Below are 15,671 nucleotides of genomic sequence, written 5' to 3' on the forward strand. Positions count from 1 at the left end.
CCTTCTCGTCGGTGTGACGATTTGTGGGATGCGTGGCAGCATGGCCCCTGTGACGTCACCCGCACCCCTGGAGATCGAACGCACCGAGTCGGCGGAGGAGACCTTCGCCGTACCCGAGCCCGACGTCCCCTGGGTCACGATCGTCCACAACGACCCGGTCAACCTCATGAGCTATGTGACCTACGTCTTCCAGGCGTACTTCGGTTACAGCAAGCACAAGGCCACCAAGCTCATGCTCGACGTGCACCACAAGGGCCGGGCGGTCGTCTCCAGCGGCAGCCGCGAGGAGATGGAACGGGACGTGCAGGCCATGCACGGCTACGGCCTGTGGGCCACCCTCCAGCAGGACCGGAAGTAGCGACCCAGCAGCGGAAGTAGCGACGCCCTTCATGCCCGGACACTTCGAACCGCTCCCCGGCGGCGGCGCGGCCGTCGCCCTCGACGACGTCGAGATCTCCATCATCCGGTCGCTGGCCGTCCAGCTGCTGGAACTCATCGGCCCAGGCCCCGGCGAGGACGCCTCCGACGACCCGCTGGCCGAACTCTTCGCCGAGGGCCCCAGCGAGCCGCCCAAGGACCCGGTGCTGCGGCGCCTGTTCCCGGACGCCTACAGCGACCCCGAGCAGGTCCCGGACTCGCCGGGGCAGGCCGAGGAGAACCGCGCGTACTCCTCCGAGTTCCGCCGCTACACCGAGAACGACCTGCGGGCCGGCAAGCGCGAGAGCGCCCTCGCGGTGGTGCGCACGCTGGACGGGCTGACCCCGGCCGGCGACGGCGGCGCGATCCTCAGGCTCTCCGCCGAGGACTCCCGGCAGTGGCTCGGCGCCCTGAACGACCTGCGCCTGGCGATCGGCTCCCGCCTGGAGATCACCGACGAGGACGACACCGACGACCTCTACCGGCTGCCGGACGAGGACCCGCGCAAGCCGATGGTGATGGCGTACCTGTGGCTCGGCGGGCTCCAGGAGACGCTCGTGTCCACCCTGATGCCGTGACCGGTGAGCGTTTCCTGTTCGCTCAGAAGACGCTCAAATCCGGATAACGATCACGTCACCGCGGCGGCCGGTTATGCCGACGCCGACCGCGTTTTGTCCGCTTCTTCCTGTGGTGTGCGCCACAAAAACCCCAGCTGATCACCGGTGCGGCCGTGATAGATCTTCACGACTGCACACGGGGGACTCGGCGAAAGGCACACCACCACATGACCTCCGCTCAGGTCGACACGGACAACATCCCCGAGGAGGGGAAGGCCCCCGAGGAGGGGTACGAGCGCGGGCTCGGCAGCCGGCAGGTCCAGATGATCGCCATCGGCGGCGCCATCGGGGTCGGGCTGTTCCTGGGCGCCGGCGCGAACATCGCCAAGGCCGGTCCCAGCCTCATCGTGATGTACGCCCTCGCGGGCGTGATCATCTTCTTCATCATGCGGGCCCTCGGCGAACTGCTCCTGTACCGCCCGGTCTCGGGCTCCTTCGCGGAGTACTCCCGCGAGTTCCTCGGCCCGTTCTTCGGCTACTTCACCGGCTGGACGTACTGGCTGATGTGGGTGGTCACCGGCATGGCCGAGCTGACCGCCGCCGCGATCTACGTCAACTACTGGTTCCCGGCGGTCCCGCAGTGGGTGACGGCCCTGGTCTTCCTGGTGGTCCTCTTCGGGGTCAACCTGATCTCCGTGAAGGTCTTCGGGGAGCTCGAGTTCTGGTTCTCGATGGTCAAGGTCACCGCCCTGATCGGCATGATCGTGATCGGCCTCGGCGTCCTCACCTTCGGCTTCAGCTCCGCCGGTGACACCGCAGCCGTCGCCAACCTCTGGCAGTTCGACGGCTTCTTCCCCAAGGGCGTCGGCTCGTCCCTGATGACCCTCCAGGGCGTCATGTTCGCCTACCTCGCGGTCGAGCTGGTCGGCGTGACGGCGGGGGAGTCGGAGAACCCGGAGAAGACGCTCCCCAAGGCGATCAACACCCTTCCCTGGCGCATCGCCCTCTTCTACGTCGGCGCGCTCAGCGTCATCCTCTGCGTCGTGAAGTGGACCGAGTTCGCCCCCGGCGTCTCGCCCTTCGTCGAGGCCTTCGCGAAGATCGGCATCCCGGCCGGCGCCGGCATCGTCAACTTCGTCGTCCTCACCGCGGCCCTGTCCTCCTGCAACTCCGGCATGTACTCGACCGGCCGGATGCTGCGCAACCTGGCCGCCAACGGCGAGGCCCCCAAGGTCTTCCAGCGCCTGTCCGGCACCAAGGCCCCGGCCTTCGGCATCACCGTCTCCGTCCTGTGCATGGGCATCGGCGTCGTCCTGAACTACGTCGTCCCGGAGAAGGCCTTCGGCTACGTCACCTCGGTGGCCACCGCGGCCGGCATCTGGACCTGGCTGATGATTTTGATCAGCCACGTCCTGTACCGCCGCGCGGTCGACGCGGGCCGCCTGCCCGCCTCGCCCTTCCCGGCCCCGGGCGGCTCGAAGTGCAGCTGGATCGCCATCGCCTTCCTCCTCTTCGTGACCTGCCTGATCGCGTACGACGACGACTCCCGCGTCTGCCTGTACGTGATGGCCGGCTGGGCGGCGGTGCTCGGCATCGGCTGGTCGGTCCTCAAGTCCCGCAACCCGGAGATCGCGGCGCGCCGGGAACCGGAGTTCGAGAAGATCGGCTGATCGACCCGTCCGGCATATGGGCCCGTCCGTACCACCCATTGGTACGAACGGGCCCTCTGCTTATCCTGACGAACATGCTGACCATCACCCAGGCCCTCGTCGACCAGATCGTCGCGCACGCGCGCAAGGACCACCCCGACGAGGCGTGCGGCGTCGTCGCGGGCCCGGAGCGTTCGGACCGCCCCGAGCGCTTCATCCCGATGCTGAACGCGGCCATGTCGCCCACGTTCTACGAGTTCGACTCCGGCGACCTGCTCAAGCTCTACCGCGAGATGGACGACCGCGACGAGGAGCCGGTGGTCGTCTACCACTCCCACACCGCGACCGAGGCCTACCCCTCGCGCACCGACATCTCCTACGCGAACGAGCCCGGAGCCCACTACGTCCTGGTGTCCACCGCCGACACGGACGGCCTCGGCGACTTCCAGTTCCGCTCGTACCGCATCGTCGAAGGGGAGGTCACGGAGGAGGAGGTCAGGGTGGTGGAGTCGTACTGATCTCGAACGGTGGATGAAATCCGTCCGTGATGTGAGATCACACTCCGGCGTCCCGACCGGGAATCGATACGATGACCCCATGGTTCTTCTCGACGTGAGCGACAAGGCGCCGGGCACGCTGCTCGTGGCGCGGCTGCACGTCGACCTGTGCAGGCTGAACAGCGCCATCTGTTGACCACCGCGCTGTCGCCGCAGGCCGTCCGCCGCGGCGCTGTGCCGCGCTCTCCCCGAGACCAGACCCTTTCCGACAGGAGCCCTTCGCCATGGCCATCGAGGTCCGCATCCCCACCATCCTCCGCCCGTACACCGACGGCCAGAAGGCCGTGCAGGGCAACGGGGACACCCTCGCCGAGCTCTTCACCGACCTCGAGACCCGGCACGCGGGCATCCAGGCCCGCATCGTGGACGGCGGCGAACTGCGCCGCTTCGTCAACGTCTACCTGAACGACGAGGACGTCCGCTTCCTCGAGGGCATCAACACCAAGGTCGCCGACGGCGACAACGTGACGATCCTGCCGGCCGTGGCCGGCGGTATGGCCTGATCCTCGATGCGCTACGACTCCCCGCTGGCCGCGGTGGGCAACACCCCTCTGGTGCGCCTGCCGCGGCTGTCGCCGTCCGCCGAGGTCCGCATCTGGGCCAAGCTGGAGGACCGCAACCCGACCGGCTCGGTCAAGGACCGCCCGGCCCTGCACATGGTCGAACAGGCGGAGAAGGACGGCCGCCTGACCCCCGGCTGCACGATCCTGGAGCCGACCAGCGGCAACACCGGCATCTCGCTCGCGATGGCCGCCAAGCTCAAGGGCTACCGCATGGTCTGCGTGATGCCCGAGAACACCTCGCAGGAGCGCCGGGACCTGCTCGGCATGTGGGGCGCCGAGATCATCCCCAGCCCGGCCGCCGGCGGCTCCAACACCGCCGTACGCGTGGCCAAGGAGCTCGCCGCCGAGCACCCCGACTGGGTGATGCTCTACCAGTACGGCAACCCGGACAACGCCGGTGCGCACTACGCGACCACCGGCCCGGAGATCCTCGCCGACCTCCCGTCGATCACCCACTTCGTCGCGGGCCTGGGCACCACGGGCACGCTCATGGGCGTCGGCCGCTACCTCCGCGAGCACAAGCCGGACGTCAAGATCGTCGCCGCCGAGCCGCGCTACGACGACCTCGTCTACGGCCTCCGCAACCTCGACGAGGGCTTCGTCCCGGAGCTCTACGACGCGTCCGTCCTCACGACCCGCTTCTCCGTCGGCTCCGCCGACGCGGTCACCCGCACCCGCGAACTCCTCCAGCAGGAGGGCATCTTCGCCGGCGTCTCCACCGGCGCGGCCCTCCACGCCGCGATCGGCGTGGGCAAGAAGGCCGTTGCGGCAGGAGAGACGGCCGACATCGCGTTCGTGGTGGCGGACGGCGGCTGGAAGTACCTGTCGACGGGTGTGTACACGGCCGCGACCACGGAGGAAGCGATCGCGACCCTCCAAGGTCAGCTCTGGGCCTGACGCGAACGCCCCGGGCTCACTCCCCGGGGCCGTCGACGAACTCCGGTGCCGGCCGGGACCAGTCGGTCATGATCCTTTCGTCGATGCGGTCGAGCACCGCGAAGCCGAAGAGCGCGACCGCCATCCGCACCTGGCCCGGGTCGTACGGCTCCGACACCGGGCGGGTCGCCGGATCCAGCTCCGCGTAGCGCTCCCGCGCCACCCGGAGCACCGCTTTCCCCTTGCCGGTGACGGTGGGCAGGTGACGCGGCACGGCCGGGCCGTCGGGGAAGACCTTCCGCAGAGCCATCGCCCCGATGAGGAACGCCAGCCCGGCCCGGACCCAGGCCTGGTCGAGCAGCAGCACGGTCACGGCAGGCACCGAGACCGCCGCGGCGATCGCCGACCACCGGCCCCAGCGCAGCGGCAGACCGGGAACCATCTCGAACTGCGCCCGGGTCCAGCCCTCGCCGAGCAGCCGTGCCTCCGCCGACTTCACCAGGTGGTAGGAGTTCGGCGCCTGCACCTCCCACAGGTACTCGCCCTTGCCCTGGCCGGGGGAGAAGGCGGGGTTGCGCACATGCAACGGCCGCGCCGCGTCCCACAGTTCACGCTCGAACTCGTCGGCGTCCGAGGGCGGTGCGTCACGGGACTCCCAGCGCCCCTGCCCGGGTGTGTCCTGCGGCATCCGGTGCAGCCGCCCCGCAGCCACCAGCCTGGCCAGCGCCCCCGTACGTGCCCCCCATTGCCCCTCGCCGTTCAGCACACCGAGGGCCAGCGGGCCGAGCCGTTCCACGTCCTGCGGTCCGACGACGGCGCCGCCGCGGTCCTCGGCCAGGAAGGCCGCCAGACGGGCATCGGCGGCGGCACCGCGCACCTTGTCGTCGAGCAGCCACGCCGTGACCGCGATCACGAAGCAACCCGCGAGTATGAGCCAGTCCGTCATACGGGTCAGTATCCCCGCGCATCGGGATCCGACCCCTGCGCGCACCACCCCAATTGCCATGGATTCAGGGGAGGTTGCGCAGTACCCGCCTACCGGGCGAGGTGCCGTACCTGGTCCCACAGGGCCGGGTCCGCGACCCCCACCCGCCGCCGGAAATCGGCCACCGGCACGGACCGCAGCTCGTCGGTCTCCAGATAGCTCGCCCGCCCCTGCGCGTCCCCCACCGACCCCGGGGGCAGCGCGATCACCCCGCCCCGCTCGTCGTGGTACTTGCTGGTGATCTTCGCGACCCTCGCCGTCCGCCCGCGCACGGAGAGCACCAGACACGGCCGGTCCTTCGCGGCCCCCGGCTGGTCCTCGTAGGGGACGTTCGCCCACCAGATCTCGGCGGGCCGCGGCCGGTCCCCGCGCACTTTCCGCGCGGGCCGCCGCCCTCGCCCCCACCCGTCCACCAGCGTGGCGACCAGCGCCAGCAACATCACCGCCGCCAGCGCGAGCCACCACGTCGTGTTCATGCGGACGACGGTACCGGCGCGCAATCCAAGCCGCGCGCCCTCTTCCCAACCTCACGCGCCCCGCTTCCAGCCGAACCGGTGACACCACAGGTGAGTTCCCCCACAACAGCCCTTGGCGGAGGAGCGACCGGCCCTTTTGCGCCTTACGCTCGACGGACCGCACGACCCCCGTCACCCAACTCCAGAAGTTCCCGCCAGCGGAGGTTTCTGCTTTATGAAGCTCACCGTCGTCGGCTGCTCGGGGTCGTTCCCGTCCGCGGAATCGGCCTGCTCGAGCTACCTCGTAGAGGCCGACGGCTTCCGGCTGCTCCTCGACATGGGCAACGGCGCCCTGGGCGAGCTGCAGCGCCACTGCGGTCTCTACGACCTCGACGCGATCTTCCTCAGCCATCTGCACGCCGACCACTGCATCGACATGTGCGCGTACTTCGTCGCGCGCTACTACCGCCACGACGGCGGCCGTTGCGACCCCATCCCGGTCTACGGCCCCGAAGGCACCGAGCACCGCCTCACCACGGCCTACGCCGACACCCCCACCGCCTCCTCCATGAGCGAGGTCTTCGACTTCCACACCGTCAAGCCGTCCACGTTCGAGATCGGCCCGTTCACCGTGCACACCGAACGCGTGGCCCATCCCGTGGAGGCGTACGGCATCCGGGTCGAGCACGGGGGCAAGTCCCTGACGTACTCCGGCGACACCGGCATCAGCCCGGCCCTGGACGAACTCGCCCGGGACACCGACCTGTTCCTGTGCGAGGCCGCGTTCACGTACGGCAAGGAGAACATCCCCGACCTGCACCTCAACGGCCGCGAGGCGGGCGAGACGGCGACCCGGGCCGGCGCCCGCCGCCTGGTCCTCACCCACATCCCCCCGTGGACCGACCCGCAGGCCAACCTCACCGACGCCCGCGCGGTCTACACCGGGCCGGTGGAACTGGCGGCGCCGAGGGTGTCGTACGAGATCTGAGGCCGGACCCTCCCCGCGCGGCTCCCGGAACCGATGGTTCCGGGAGCCGCGCGGGGTTGTGTGTCAGGTGGTCCGGTCCGGCGGCTCGGCCAGCAGCCGGGTGAGCAGGTCGAGGTCCTCGGTCACGTTCTGGCCGGCGCCGCGCTCCACCGCCTTTCGGTAGGCGGGCAGGACCGTCTCGTACCGCCCGGCGGCGAGGGCGAGCGTCGACTGGAGCTCGAAGACGCGGGCCATGAGGTGGCGGTTGGCCGGCTCCTCGTCGGCCTGTACGGAGCCGAGCTCGTCGACCAGGGCGGAGATCCGGCCGATGAGCCGGCTCGACTCCACGAGCGTGCGGTAGTACGTCGCCTCCACGGTTCGTCCCGCCTCCGTGAGCAGGGCCGTGTACGTGCCGAGCGCTCCGGCCTCGCCGAGCCCGAGGGCCAGCTCGCACAGCAGACTCCAGGAGTCGACGATCCGCTCGGTCCGGTAGCCGGGCGGGCCGACGGGAACGGTGTCGCCCGCGTGCGCGGCCAACAGCGCGAAGGCCGCGCGCAGTTCGTCCTCGGACGTGGACCGACCGTCGAGTCCGTCCCGGACCTGGTAGTACACCCACTTCGGATTGTCCGGCTCCTCGGCGCGGGCCAGCTGGTTCAGCCTGCCGTACAGTTCGCGCTTGCCTCTCTTCCCGATCACCTCCGGCAGATACCCGGAGTGGTCGAAGCGGACGTCGACCTGCACGCTTGCCGGGGCATGGCCGTCCGGGTCGTACGGGTGCTCGTGGACCCGGCCCCGGAAACGGAACGGACCGTCCGCAGGCAGGACGCGCTGCGTGTTGGTGTACACCGGGCCGCCGACATCGGCGATCACGGGGGACACGACGAAATCGGAACCGGCGAGCAGGTAACCCAGCACCGACAGCACCCTCCGGAGCCGGCCCGCGTGCGACGGTGCCAGGACCTCGTCGGCGTCCACGTGGCACAGCCAGCCGTCGGTGACCTCGCCGAAGGCGAGATTGCGCTGCCGGGAGAAGTCGTCGGCCCAGGGTGCGGAGCGGATCCGTACGTCGCCGCGCGTGCGCAGCGCCTGCTCGCCGGTGCCGTCGGTGGAGCCGGAGTCGATCAGCAGGCAGTGGTCGACATCGTGGGCGAGCGCGCTCAGACACCCGGCGACGCGCTCCTCCTCGTTCGCGGTGAGGACCACGGCGGTCACCGGGCGAGGTGGGTGCGAAGCGTACCCGGCCGCCAGTTCCACGGGGTTCGAGGAGGGCAGCGCGGTGTCCGCGAGGTCCAGCGACACGGAGGTGACCAGAGCCAGGTCGGACGCGAGACCCGACTCGGGGATGCAGCCGGGCACATGGACCAGATCGAGCAGTTCGGAGAATCTCATCGCGGGTGTGGGCTTTCCGGGCAGAGGTCGGTGGAGCGGGCGAGGGTGTGCTCCCGGTCGAACGTGATGTCCTGGATGTGTCCGTGCGAGACCACGACCTTGGTTCCCTTGACGGCGCGGAGCGCGTCCCAGATCCGGGTGACGGTGTCTCGGTCGATGCCGCTGAACGTCTCGTCGAAGAGGTACACACGGGGGGCGTGCAGGACGGCTCGGGCTATCGACAGGCGCTGGATCTGGCCGCGCGAGAGCCCCGCGCCGGTTTCCCGCACCGGCTCGTCCAGCCCCTCGGGAAGGCTGTCGACGACGTCCAGGAAGCACGCGACGCGGCACGCCTCGAGGATGTCGGCTCTGCTGTGCGCGACGCCCAGGGTCAGGTTCTCGCGCAATGAGGCGGTGAGCAGCACCGGGTTCTCCGGGACGTACAGGACGTGGCGTGGCAGCTCGGCCGACGGGACACAGCTGATCTCGGCGCCCCCGAGGGTGATGCTGCCCCGGTAGCCGGGGTGAACGCCCGTGAGCAGGGCGAGAAGGGTGCTTTTGCCCGAGCCGTTCGCCCCTCGCAGCAGCATGCTCGTGCCGTACGGGATGTCGAGATCGAGTCCGGTGACCGTGTCGTGCGGGGCGCCGGGATGGCGGAACCGCAGGGACCTGATCGCGATGTCGGCGGGTTCGAGCGGGGTCAGGGCCTCCTCGGCCGGCAGCGTGAGCCGGGTGTCGTCCCGCTGCAGGACCACGTCCCGGTACCGGCCCAGAGCGGCGGCGGTGCGCTGCACGGTGACCTGGAGGGACGCGACGGAGTCCATGGCGCCGAGGAAGTAGCCGGCCATGGTCAGGAATCCGAAGACCTGACCGACGGTGAGCGAGCCGGAGAGCATCCGGCTGAGCCCGGCCCAGGCCGCGACCACCGTGAAGACGGTCTGAGTGGCCGTCTTGATCACGGAGTTGAGGTTCTCCAGGCGGCCGAGCCGGGTCTCCGAATCCGTACGGCGCCGCAGCGCCCCGCGCATGCGGTCGAAGGCGTAGTCGTGCTTTCCGTAACCCGTCAACTCCGTATGTCCGCGCAGGGAGTTGAGGGTCTCGGATTTCAGCGTCGCGTCCCGCTGGAGGGCCTCTGCCGCGGCATTCCTGATGTGCGGATAGAGGAACACCGAGCTGAGTACGTTGACCGCGGCGGGCGGGATCAGCAGGAGGAAGAGCGTGGGTTCGGTGAGAAGCAGATAGCCGCCGACCGAGAGGACGACACAGATGTCCACGGCCGCCCGTACGGAAGCCGCTGTCACCAGCCCCTGGATCTCCTGCACGTCGTCGATCCTGCTGACCAGGTCGCCGCCTCTGCGGCTCTTGAAATACCCGGCCGGCAGCCGCAGGAGTTTACGGAGATAGCGTTCCGACAACTGCCGTTGAAGTGACTGGCTCAATGCCACGATCGCGCGGCCCCGCAGATACTGGACACCCGTCGCCACCAGGGCGAGCCCGATGAACTCGGCCGACATGGCCGCCAGCGCCCGCCGGGAACCGTCCCGCATCACCCGGTCCATGGCCAGCTGGACGAACAGGCTGTTCAGCAGTGCCACCAAGGCCACGACGACGGTGGCGACCATGATGAGGGAGAGCCGTCCGCGGTGGGCGCGGGCCGTCTGCCACACCAGGCTCTGCGTACGGGATGCCCGGAACCGGGCGCCCAGCGGCAGCCGTGCCGTCGGCCGGTCGGTGACCAGCGCCTCGCCGTGGAACACCCCCGCGAGAACCTCGGGCGCCATCCGCATCGGACGCTGAAGCAGGGGATCGCCGATGATGAACAGACCCTTGTCGGTGGCCTCATGGACGACCACGAAATGCCGGTCACCGTCCTCGTCGAGCAGGACGATCGCCGGCCCTGCGAGGCGTACGGCCGTCCGCAGCTGATCGGTGTCCAGTCTGAGGAGTTCGCTGTCGACGCCGTAATCCCGCAGGACCTCCCGGAGCCGGAGCAGGTTGGAGCCCCGCTCACCCAGCCCCGCGGACTCGCGCAGGATCGCCGCGTCGACCACGGTCCCGTGTCGCATGAGCACGGCGCGTGCGCACGCCGGGCCGCAGTCGGTGTCCCCCGACTGATGGGTGTGGTGCCTCTGCCACTTCACCGAAGAACTCCTGGCGAGAAAAAGAGTGCGCCCGCCTCCGAAAAGGCGGGCGCCTATCCGTACTACAGCTTGTCGCAGCCCAGCGACTTCCAGAGCTTGTAGTAGTCGCCGTAGCTGCACGAGAGCGGATTTCCGATCTGCGCGAAAATCCACTCGCACTGGGCGCGGCTCGGCTTCTTGCCCTCACCGGAGGCGGTGGCCGCCTCCTCGTCGGTGAGCGCCGCGAAATTCAGGTCACGCAGAGCCTGAAGACTCATCTTTTCCCCACTCGTTGTCGGTCAGGGCCCTTGTCGGGCCAGGTCAGACCATAAGCAGGAGTTTCCGGGGCGATCAAGGAGGGGCTATCCGTGACCATGGTCACTGGATCCTCCGGGCCGGGAAATCCATCTGACAAGGAAGGGGGTTTTCAATCGGCTTCATCGAGTGGACATGAAGAATTCCCCGGTCCGCTCGGCGGCCGGGGAATTCGGTTTCGATCGGGTTTTGCTGAAGCCTTACTTTGCCTCGGCCTTCAGTATTTCCGCCAGTTCCTCGTCCGACTCGCGGCCCGGGGTCGGGAGGTTGAACTTGATGATGGCGAAACGGAAGACGACGTAGTAGACGACACCGAAGCAGAGGCCCACCAGCATCAGCCCCCACGGGTTGCTGGCGATGCCCAGGTTCAGACTCCAGTCGACCACGCCGGCCGAGAAGCCGAAGCCGTCCTTCATGCCCAGCGACCACGTCAGCGCCATGGAGACACCGGTGAGGACCGCGTGGATGGCGTACAGGACCGGCGCGATGAACATGAACGTGAACTCGATCGGCTCCGTGACGCCGGTGACGAAGGACGTCAGGGCGAGCGAGAGCATCATGCCGCCGACCACCTTGCGGCGCTCCGGACGGGCGCAGTGCACCATCGCGAGGCAGGCGGCCGGCAGGCCGAACATCATGATCGGGAAGAAGCCGGTCATGAACTGGCCCGCGGTCGGGTCGCCGGCCAGGAAGCGCGCGATGTCACCGCTCTTGCCGTGGTAGTCGCCCGCCTGCAGCCAGGGGAACGAGTTCAGCAGGTGGTGCATGCCGATCGGGATCAGCGCACGGTTGGCGACACCGAAGATGCCGGCGCCCACCGCGCCGGAACCGACCAGCCACTCACCGAAGTTGTGCAGCCCGGTACCGAGAACCGGCCAGATGTAGCCGAAGACTATGCCGATGACCAGGCCGGCGAGAGCCGACAGGATCGGGACCAGTCGGCGGCCGCCGAAGAAGCCGGCCCAGTCCGGCAGCTTGGTGCGGTGGAACCGCTGGTAGAGCAGCGCGACGGCGAGGCCCATCACCACGCCACCGAGGACCTTGGCGTCCGCCGGGGCGTCCACCATGACGACCTTGCCGTCGACGGCGGTCGCCACCTTGGGCAGGTTCTTGTCGGTGAACGTGGCCAGCACGTTCTTGAAGACCAGGTAGCCGACGACCGCGGCGAGCGCCGTCGAGCCGTCCGACTTCTTGGCGAAGCCGATGGCGATGCCCACGGCGAACAGCAGCGGCATGTTGTCGAGGATCGCGTTGCCGCCCGCCGCCATGAACCCCGCGATCTTCGTGAGGAACGTGGGGAAGGACGGGCGTCCGAGCATGTCGGTGTTGCCGAGGCGCACCAGGAGGGCGGCGGCGGGCAGGACGGCCACCGGCAGCATCAGGCTGCGGCCGATGCGCTGCAGTACAGCCATCACGCCGGCGCCCTTCTTCTTCTCGGCCGCGGGAGCGGCGCTGGCCGTGGTCACAACTTCCTCCTGGGGGGGGGCACCCCCGGCCGGAGACCGGGGGAGGGCAGGGCGCCGCCCGGGAACAAGGGAAGAGGGGGCACCGGCGTCGACAGGTCTACACCACTCAGTGGTGTAGACCTGTTGTAACACGGTGAAGGCAGGATAAGGAACCCGCCGTTCCTGCGACCGATCCACTACGCGCAGTGCCCGTCCCCGGACGTGCGAAGGCCCTCGAACCGCAGGTCCGAGGGCCCAACCGCCGTATGGAATCAGCCCGTTGCCAGTGCGCCCTCAGGCCTTCGTGACGTCCTCGCGCTCGTCCTCCGGTTCCCTGCCCGGGGTCTTCAGGTCGAATCTCGTGATCGCGAAACGGAAGATCACGTAGTAGACGACGGCGAAGCACAGACCGATCGGGATGATCGCCCAGGGTCTGGTCGCGAGGTTCCAGTTGATGACGTAGTCGATGAGACCGGCCGAGAAGCTGAAGCCGTCGTGCACCCCGAGCCCCCACGTCACCGCCATCGACACACCGGTCAACACCGCGTGCACCGCGTACAGCACGGGCGCGATGAACAGGAACGAGTACTCGATCGGCTCGGTGATGCCGGTGACGAACGACGTCAGCGCGACCGACAGCATCAGGCCGCCGACCTCCTTGCGGCGGCTCGGCTTCGCGCAGTGCGTGATCGCCAGTGCCGCGGCCGGCAGGGCGAACATCATGATCGGGAAGAAGCCCGAGGTGAACTGGCCCGCGTTCGGGTCGCCCGCCAGGAACATGTTGATGTCGCCGTGCACCACCGAACCGTCCGGCTTGGTGAAGCTGCCGAACTGGAACCAGATGGGCACGTTCAGGAACTGGTGCAGCCCGATCACCAGCAGCGCGCGGTTGGCGAGACCGAACACGCCCGCACCCCAGGCGCCCGCGTCGCTCAGCCAGTCGCTGAAGTTCTCCAGACCGTCACCGATCGGCGGCCACACCCACAGACACAGCGCCGCGAACACGATCGCGACGAACGCCATGATGATCGGCACCAGCCGGCGGCCGTTGAAGAAGCCCAGCCAGTCCACCAGCTTCGTGCGGTGGAAACGCTGCCAGAAGTAGGCCGACAGCAGGCCCATCACGATGCCGCCGAAGACCCCGGGGTTCTGGTAGGTGAACGCCACCACCGAGTGGTCCACCGTCGCCTGGCAGCCGATCCCGATGACCGCCTTCGCACCCTGCGGACAGTCCTCCGGGAACTGGCGCAGCACGTTGAAGTAGACGAGGAACCCCGCCAGCGCCGCCAGCGCGGTCGAACCGTCGGACTTCTTCGCCATGCCGATGGCCACGCCCACACAGAAGAGCAGGGGGAGCCCGAGCGTGCCGTCCAGCAGCGCGCCGCCCGCCCCGGCCATCACCTTGGAGACGTTCGTCCAGCCCAGCCCGTCGTCCCCGAACACATCAGGCTGGCCAAGGCGGTTGAGGATGCCCGCGGCCGGCAGCACGGCGATCGGGAGCTGCAGACTGCGGCCCATCTTCTGCAGGCCCTGGAACGTCGACTGCCACCGCCGACGGGCCGGCGTGATCTCGGAGGAGGCGGAGGAGGCACTCATCAGTTGGCGACCGCCTGTCAGGTGGTGTAGACCAGTTCTCGACGATTGACTTGCTGTAACGCCATCTTTCGGTACGTACGGCGCAATCGCTCAAAAAGTTGGGCCAACTGTGCGTGAGGAGACCGAAATGGCCACCAAGGCAGAGAAGATCGTCGCCGGGCTCGGCGGCATCGAGAACATCGAAGAGATCGAGGGCTGCATCACCCGCCTCCGCACCGAGGTCATCGACCCGGACAAGGTCGACGAAGCCGCCCTCAAGGCCGCCGGCGCCCACGGCGTCGTCCGCATGGGCACCGCCGTACAGGTCGTCATCGGCACCGACGCCGACCCCATCGCCGCGGACATCGAAGACATGATGTGACCTGACGTCACGCCGAGCGGGGCTCCTTTCCCGGTCGGGAGGAGCCCCTTCCAGCTGTGCCGATAGGCTCCTCGCCATGTCTCGAATCGACGGCCGCACGCCCGAACAGCTCCGCCCGGTCACCATCGAACGCGGCTGGAGCAAGCACGCCGAGGGCTCCGTCCTCGTCTCCTTCGGCGACACGAAGGTCTTCTGCACGGCCTCCGTCACCGAAGGCGTCCCCCGCTGGCGCAAGGGCAGCGGCGAGGGCTGGGTCACCGCGGAGTACTCCATGCTGCCCCGCGCCACCAACACCCGCGGCGACCGCGAATCCGTACGCGGCAAGATCGGCGGCCGCACCCACGAGATCAGCCGCCTCATCGGCCGCTCCCTGCGCGCGGTCATCGACTACAAGGCGCTCGGCGAGAACACCATCGTCCTGGACTGCGACGTCCTCCAGGCCGACGGCGGCACCCGTACGGCGGCCATCACCGGCGCGTACGTGGCCCTCGCGGACGCCGTGGCCTGGGCCCAGGGCAAGAAACTCATCAAGGCCGGCCGCCAGCCGCTCACCGGAACGGTCTCCGCGGTCTCGGTCGGCATCGTGGGCGGAGTCCCGTTGCTCGACCTCCGCTACGAGGAGGACGTGAAGGCCGAGACCGACATGAACGTCGTCTGCACCGGAGACGGCCGCTTCGTCGAGATCCAGGGCACCGCCGAGGCCGAACCCTTCGCGCGCGACGAGCTCAACGCCCTCCTCGACCTCGCCGTCGCCGGCTGCACGGAACTCGCTGTCCTCCAGCGCAAGGCGCTTGATACGGTCCTCGAAAAGTAAAGGGCGCACCAAGAAAGAGCGGCGGGCGGGGCAACCCGGCCGCCCGCACCGGCGTCCCTACCCATGCGGGCGCACGGCACATCACCGTGCGCCCGACCAGTACACGAGGGCCTTCCGGGCCTGCACACGGGGGCCCTTCGGGGCCTGCACACGAGGGCCCTTCAGGGTCTGCATACGGGGGCCCTTCGGGCCAGAAAAAGGGGAGGGAACACAGCCATGGCCGCAAGCCGCCGTCGCCGTTTCGTCGTCACCGCCGCCGCAGTGGCGGCCATCGGATTGACGACCGCGGTGACCACGGGCTGCGACGCCGTCGACAAGGCCCTGGACTGCGTCCAGACCGCCGACGCGATCGCCGACAGCGTCACCTCCCTCCAGCAGGCGGTGGAGAACGCCTCCAACGACCCGACCCAGATCGACGAGTCCCTCGCCTCCATCGACAAGGACCTCGACAAGATCGGTGACAAGACCGACAACACCGACGTCAACAAGGCCGTCGAGGACCTCGGGGACGCCGTCGACAACGTCCGTACGGCGATCAAGAACGGCGACAACACGCCGGACGTCAGCCCGGTCACGGACGCGGCGGGCGAACTGACGAAGGTCTGCACGTCGTAAGGGACCCGCGT

Annotated in this window: 18 protein-coding genes; 11 read left to right on the forward strand and 7 right to left on the reverse strand. The window is 68.9% G+C overall.

The window, feature by feature from the left end; all coding sequences use genetic code 11:
• Window positions 1-40 precede the first annotated feature (40 nt).
• The 7 genes from clpS to ACWD5F_RS28195 all read left to right on the forward strand — a co-directional run bounded on the left by clpS (window position 41) and on the right by ACWD5F_RS28195 (window position 4,640).
• The gene (gene clpS / locus ACWD5F_RS28165) at window positions 41-358 is read left to right on the forward strand and encodes an ATP-dependent Clp protease adapter ClpS (RefSeq protein WP_124000467.1); all 318 of its coding nucleotides are present in this window, start codon (window positions 41-43) and stop codon (window positions 356-358) included.
• Between the two features lie 31 nt (window positions 359-389).
• Window positions 390-995 carry a DUF2017 domain-containing protein gene (locus ACWD5F_RS28170; protein WP_401727028.1) on the forward strand — a complete coding sequence of 202 codons (606 nt, stop codon included), beginning with the start codon at window positions 390-392 and terminating at the stop codon, window positions 993-995.
• Between the two features lie 206 nt (window positions 996-1,201).
• Window positions 1,202-2,644 carry an amino acid permease gene (locus ACWD5F_RS28175; RefSeq protein ID WP_451258441.1) on the forward strand — a complete coding sequence of 481 codons (1,443 nt, stop codon included), beginning with the start codon at window positions 1,202-1,204 and terminating at the stop codon, window positions 2,642-2,644.
• Between the two features lie 74 nt (window positions 2,645-2,718).
• The gene (locus ACWD5F_RS28180; RefSeq protein WP_401727026.1) at window positions 2,719-3,141 is read left to right on the forward strand and encodes a Mov34/MPN/PAD-1 family protein; all 423 of its coding nucleotides are present in this window, start codon (window positions 2,719-2,721) and stop codon (window positions 3,139-3,141) included.
• A 79-nt stretch (window positions 3,142-3,220) separates the two neighbouring features.
• Window positions 3,221-3,316, forward strand: coding sequence for a putative leader peptide (locus ACWD5F_RS28185; protein WP_019065921.1), 96 nt, complete (start codon window positions 3,221-3,223; stop codon window positions 3,314-3,316).
• 88 nt (window positions 3,317-3,404) lie between these two features.
• On the forward strand, window positions 3,405-3,683 hold the full coding sequence (locus tag ACWD5F_RS28190) for a MoaD/ThiS family protein (protein WP_124000284.1): 279 nt from the start codon (window positions 3,405-3,407) through the stop codon (window positions 3,681-3,683).
• Window positions 3,684-3,689: 6 nt separating this feature from the next.
• Complete coding sequence (locus ACWD5F_RS28195) at window positions 3,690-4,640, forward strand: PLP-dependent cysteine synthase family protein (RefSeq protein ID WP_451258444.1); 951 nt, start codon at window positions 3,690-3,692, stop codon at window positions 4,638-4,640.
• 16 nt (window positions 4,641-4,656) lie between these two features.
• Here ACWD5F_RS28195 and ACWD5F_RS28200 read toward each other — a convergent pair whose 3' ends face one another.
• Window positions 4,657-5,565, reverse strand: a complete 909-nt coding sequence (locus ACWD5F_RS28200) for a hypothetical protein (protein WP_451258446.1) — start codon at window positions 5,563-5,565, stop codon at window positions 4,657-4,659.
• An 89-nt stretch (window positions 5,566-5,654) separates the two neighbouring features.
• Window positions 5,655-6,080, reverse strand: a complete 426-nt coding sequence (locus tag ACWD5F_RS28205; RefSeq protein ID WP_451258448.1) for a type II toxin-antitoxin system PemK/MazF family toxin — start codon at window positions 6,078-6,080, stop codon at window positions 5,655-5,657.
• Between the two features lie 214 nt (window positions 6,081-6,294).
• Here ACWD5F_RS28205 and ACWD5F_RS28210 point away from each other — a divergent pair, with 214 nt between their 5' ends.
• The gene (locus tag ACWD5F_RS28210; protein ID WP_451258450.1) at window positions 6,295-7,047 is read left to right on the forward strand and encodes an MBL fold metallo-hydrolase; all 753 of its coding nucleotides are present in this window, start codon (window positions 6,295-6,297) and stop codon (window positions 7,045-7,047) included.
• A 63-nt stretch (window positions 7,048-7,110) separates the two neighbouring features.
• Here the strand turns inward: ACWD5F_RS28210 and ACWD5F_RS28215 are convergent, their stop codons facing one another.
• The 5 genes from ACWD5F_RS28215 to ACWD5F_RS28235 form a co-directional block, all read right to left on the reverse strand.
• The gene (locus tag ACWD5F_RS28215; RefSeq protein ID WP_451258451.1) at window positions 7,111-8,415 is read right to left on the reverse strand and encodes a glycosyltransferase; all 1,305 of its coding nucleotides are present in this window, start codon (window positions 8,413-8,415) and stop codon (window positions 7,111-7,113) included.
• Entirely contained in the window at window positions 8,412-10,535 is a 2,124-nt protein-coding gene (locus tag ACWD5F_RS28220; protein ID WP_451258452.1) for a peptidase domain-containing ABC transporter, read from the reverse strand. The genes ACWD5F_RS28215 and ACWD5F_RS28220 overlap by 4 nt, the downstream gene beginning before the upstream one ends.
• 62 nt (window positions 10,536-10,597) lie before the next feature.
• Entirely contained in the window at window positions 10,598-10,792 is a 195-nt protein-coding gene (locus ACWD5F_RS28225; protein ID WP_124000278.1) for a hypothetical protein, read from the reverse strand.
• 237 nt (window positions 10,793-11,029) lie between these two features.
• Window positions 11,030-12,295 (reverse strand): PTS transporter subunit EIIC, encoded by a 1,266-nt coding sequence (locus tag ACWD5F_RS28230; protein ID WP_124000277.1) that lies wholly within the window; start codon window positions 12,293-12,295, stop codon window positions 11,030-11,032.
• 273 nt (window positions 12,296-12,568) lie between these two features.
• Complete coding sequence (locus ACWD5F_RS28235; protein ID WP_451258454.1) at window positions 12,569-13,870, reverse strand: PTS transporter subunit EIIC; 1,302 nt, start codon at window positions 13,868-13,870, stop codon at window positions 12,569-12,571.
• A 127-nt stretch (window positions 13,871-13,997) separates the two neighbouring features.
• On the opposite strand from ACWD5F_RS28235, the gene ACWD5F_RS28240 reads away from it, so the two are divergent.
• From ACWD5F_RS28240 to ACWD5F_RS28250, 3 genes are all read left to right on the forward strand, one after another.
• Window positions 13,998-14,231, forward strand: coding sequence for a glucose PTS transporter subunit EIIB (locus ACWD5F_RS28240; RefSeq protein WP_124000275.1), 234 nt, complete (start codon window positions 13,998-14,000; stop codon window positions 14,229-14,231).
• A 76-nt stretch (window positions 14,232-14,307) separates the two neighbouring features.
• A complete protein-coding gene (rph, locus tag ACWD5F_RS28245) occupies window positions 14,308-15,045 on the forward strand; it encodes a ribonuclease PH (protein WP_402350015.1) in 738 nt (245 codons plus the stop codon).
• Between the two features lie 216 nt (window positions 15,046-15,261).
• Window positions 15,262-15,660 carry a hypothetical protein gene (locus ACWD5F_RS28250; protein ID WP_450351506.1) on the forward strand — a complete coding sequence of 133 codons (399 nt, stop codon included), beginning with the start codon at window positions 15,262-15,264 and terminating at the stop codon, window positions 15,658-15,660.
• Window positions 15,661-15,671 lie beyond the last annotated feature (11 nt).

It is taken from the genome of Streptomyces sp. NPDC002499, from assembly GCF_053595415.1.

Bases quoted from the DNA above. Each gene is read 5' to 3' on its own strand.
- ACWD5F_RS28175 (WP_451258441.1), top strand. From the start codon at position 1,202: ATGACCTCCGCTCAGGTCGACACGGACAACATCCCCGAGGAGGGGAAG.
- ACWD5F_RS28195 (WP_451258444.1), top strand. From the start codon at position 3,690: ATGCGCTACGACTCCCCGCTGGCCGCGGTGGGCAACACCCCTCTGGTG.
- rph (WP_402350015.1), top strand. From the start codon at position 14,308: ATGTCTCGAATCGACGGCCGCACGCCCGAACAGCTCCGCCCGGTCACC.
- ACWD5F_RS28235 (WP_451258454.1), bottom strand. From the start codon at position 13,870: ATGAGTGCCTCCTCCGCCTCCTCCGAGATCACGCCGGCCCGTCGGCGG.
- ACWD5F_RS28250 (WP_450351506.1), top strand. From the start codon at position 15,262: ATGGCCGCAAGCCGCCGTCGCCGTTTCGTCGTCACCGCCGCCGCAGTG.
- ACWD5F_RS28170 (WP_401727028.1), top strand. From the start codon at position 390: ATGCCCGGACACTTCGAACCGCTCCCCGGCGGCGGCGCGGCCGTCGCC.
- ACWD5F_RS28225 (WP_124000278.1), bottom strand. From the start codon at position 10,792: ATGAGTCTTCAGGCTCTGCGTGACCTGAATTTCGCGGCGCTCACCGAC.
- ACWD5F_RS28200 (WP_451258446.1), bottom strand. From the start codon at position 5,565: ATGACGGACTGGCTCATACTCGCGGGTTGCTTCGTGATCGCGGTCACG.
- ACWD5F_RS28185 (WP_019065921.1), top strand. From the start codon at position 3,221: ATGGTTCTTCTCGACGTGAGCGACAAGGCGCCGGGCACGCTGCTCGTG.
- ACWD5F_RS28215 (WP_451258451.1), bottom strand. From the start codon at position 8,415: ATGAGATTCTCCGAACTGCTCGATCTGGTCCATGTGCCCGGCTGCATC.
- ACWD5F_RS28190 (WP_124000284.1), top strand. From the start codon at position 3,405: ATGGCCATCGAGGTCCGCATCCCCACCATCCTCCGCCCGTACACCGAC.
- ACWD5F_RS28210 (WP_451258450.1), top strand. From the start codon at position 6,295: ATGAAGCTCACCGTCGTCGGCTGCTCGGGGTCGTTCCCGTCCGCGGAA.
- clpS (WP_124000467.1), top strand. From the start codon at position 41: ATGGCCCCTGTGACGTCACCCGCACCCCTGGAGATCGAACGCACCGAG.
- ACWD5F_RS28240 (WP_124000275.1), top strand. From the start codon at position 13,998: ATGGCCACCAAGGCAGAGAAGATCGTCGCCGGGCTCGGCGGCATCGAG.
- ACWD5F_RS28180 (WP_401727026.1), top strand. From the start codon at position 2,719: ATGCTGACCATCACCCAGGCCCTCGTCGACCAGATCGTCGCGCACGCG.
- ACWD5F_RS28205 (WP_451258448.1), bottom strand. From the start codon at position 6,080: ATGAACACGACGTGGTGGCTCGCGCTGGCGGCGGTGATGTTGCTGGCG.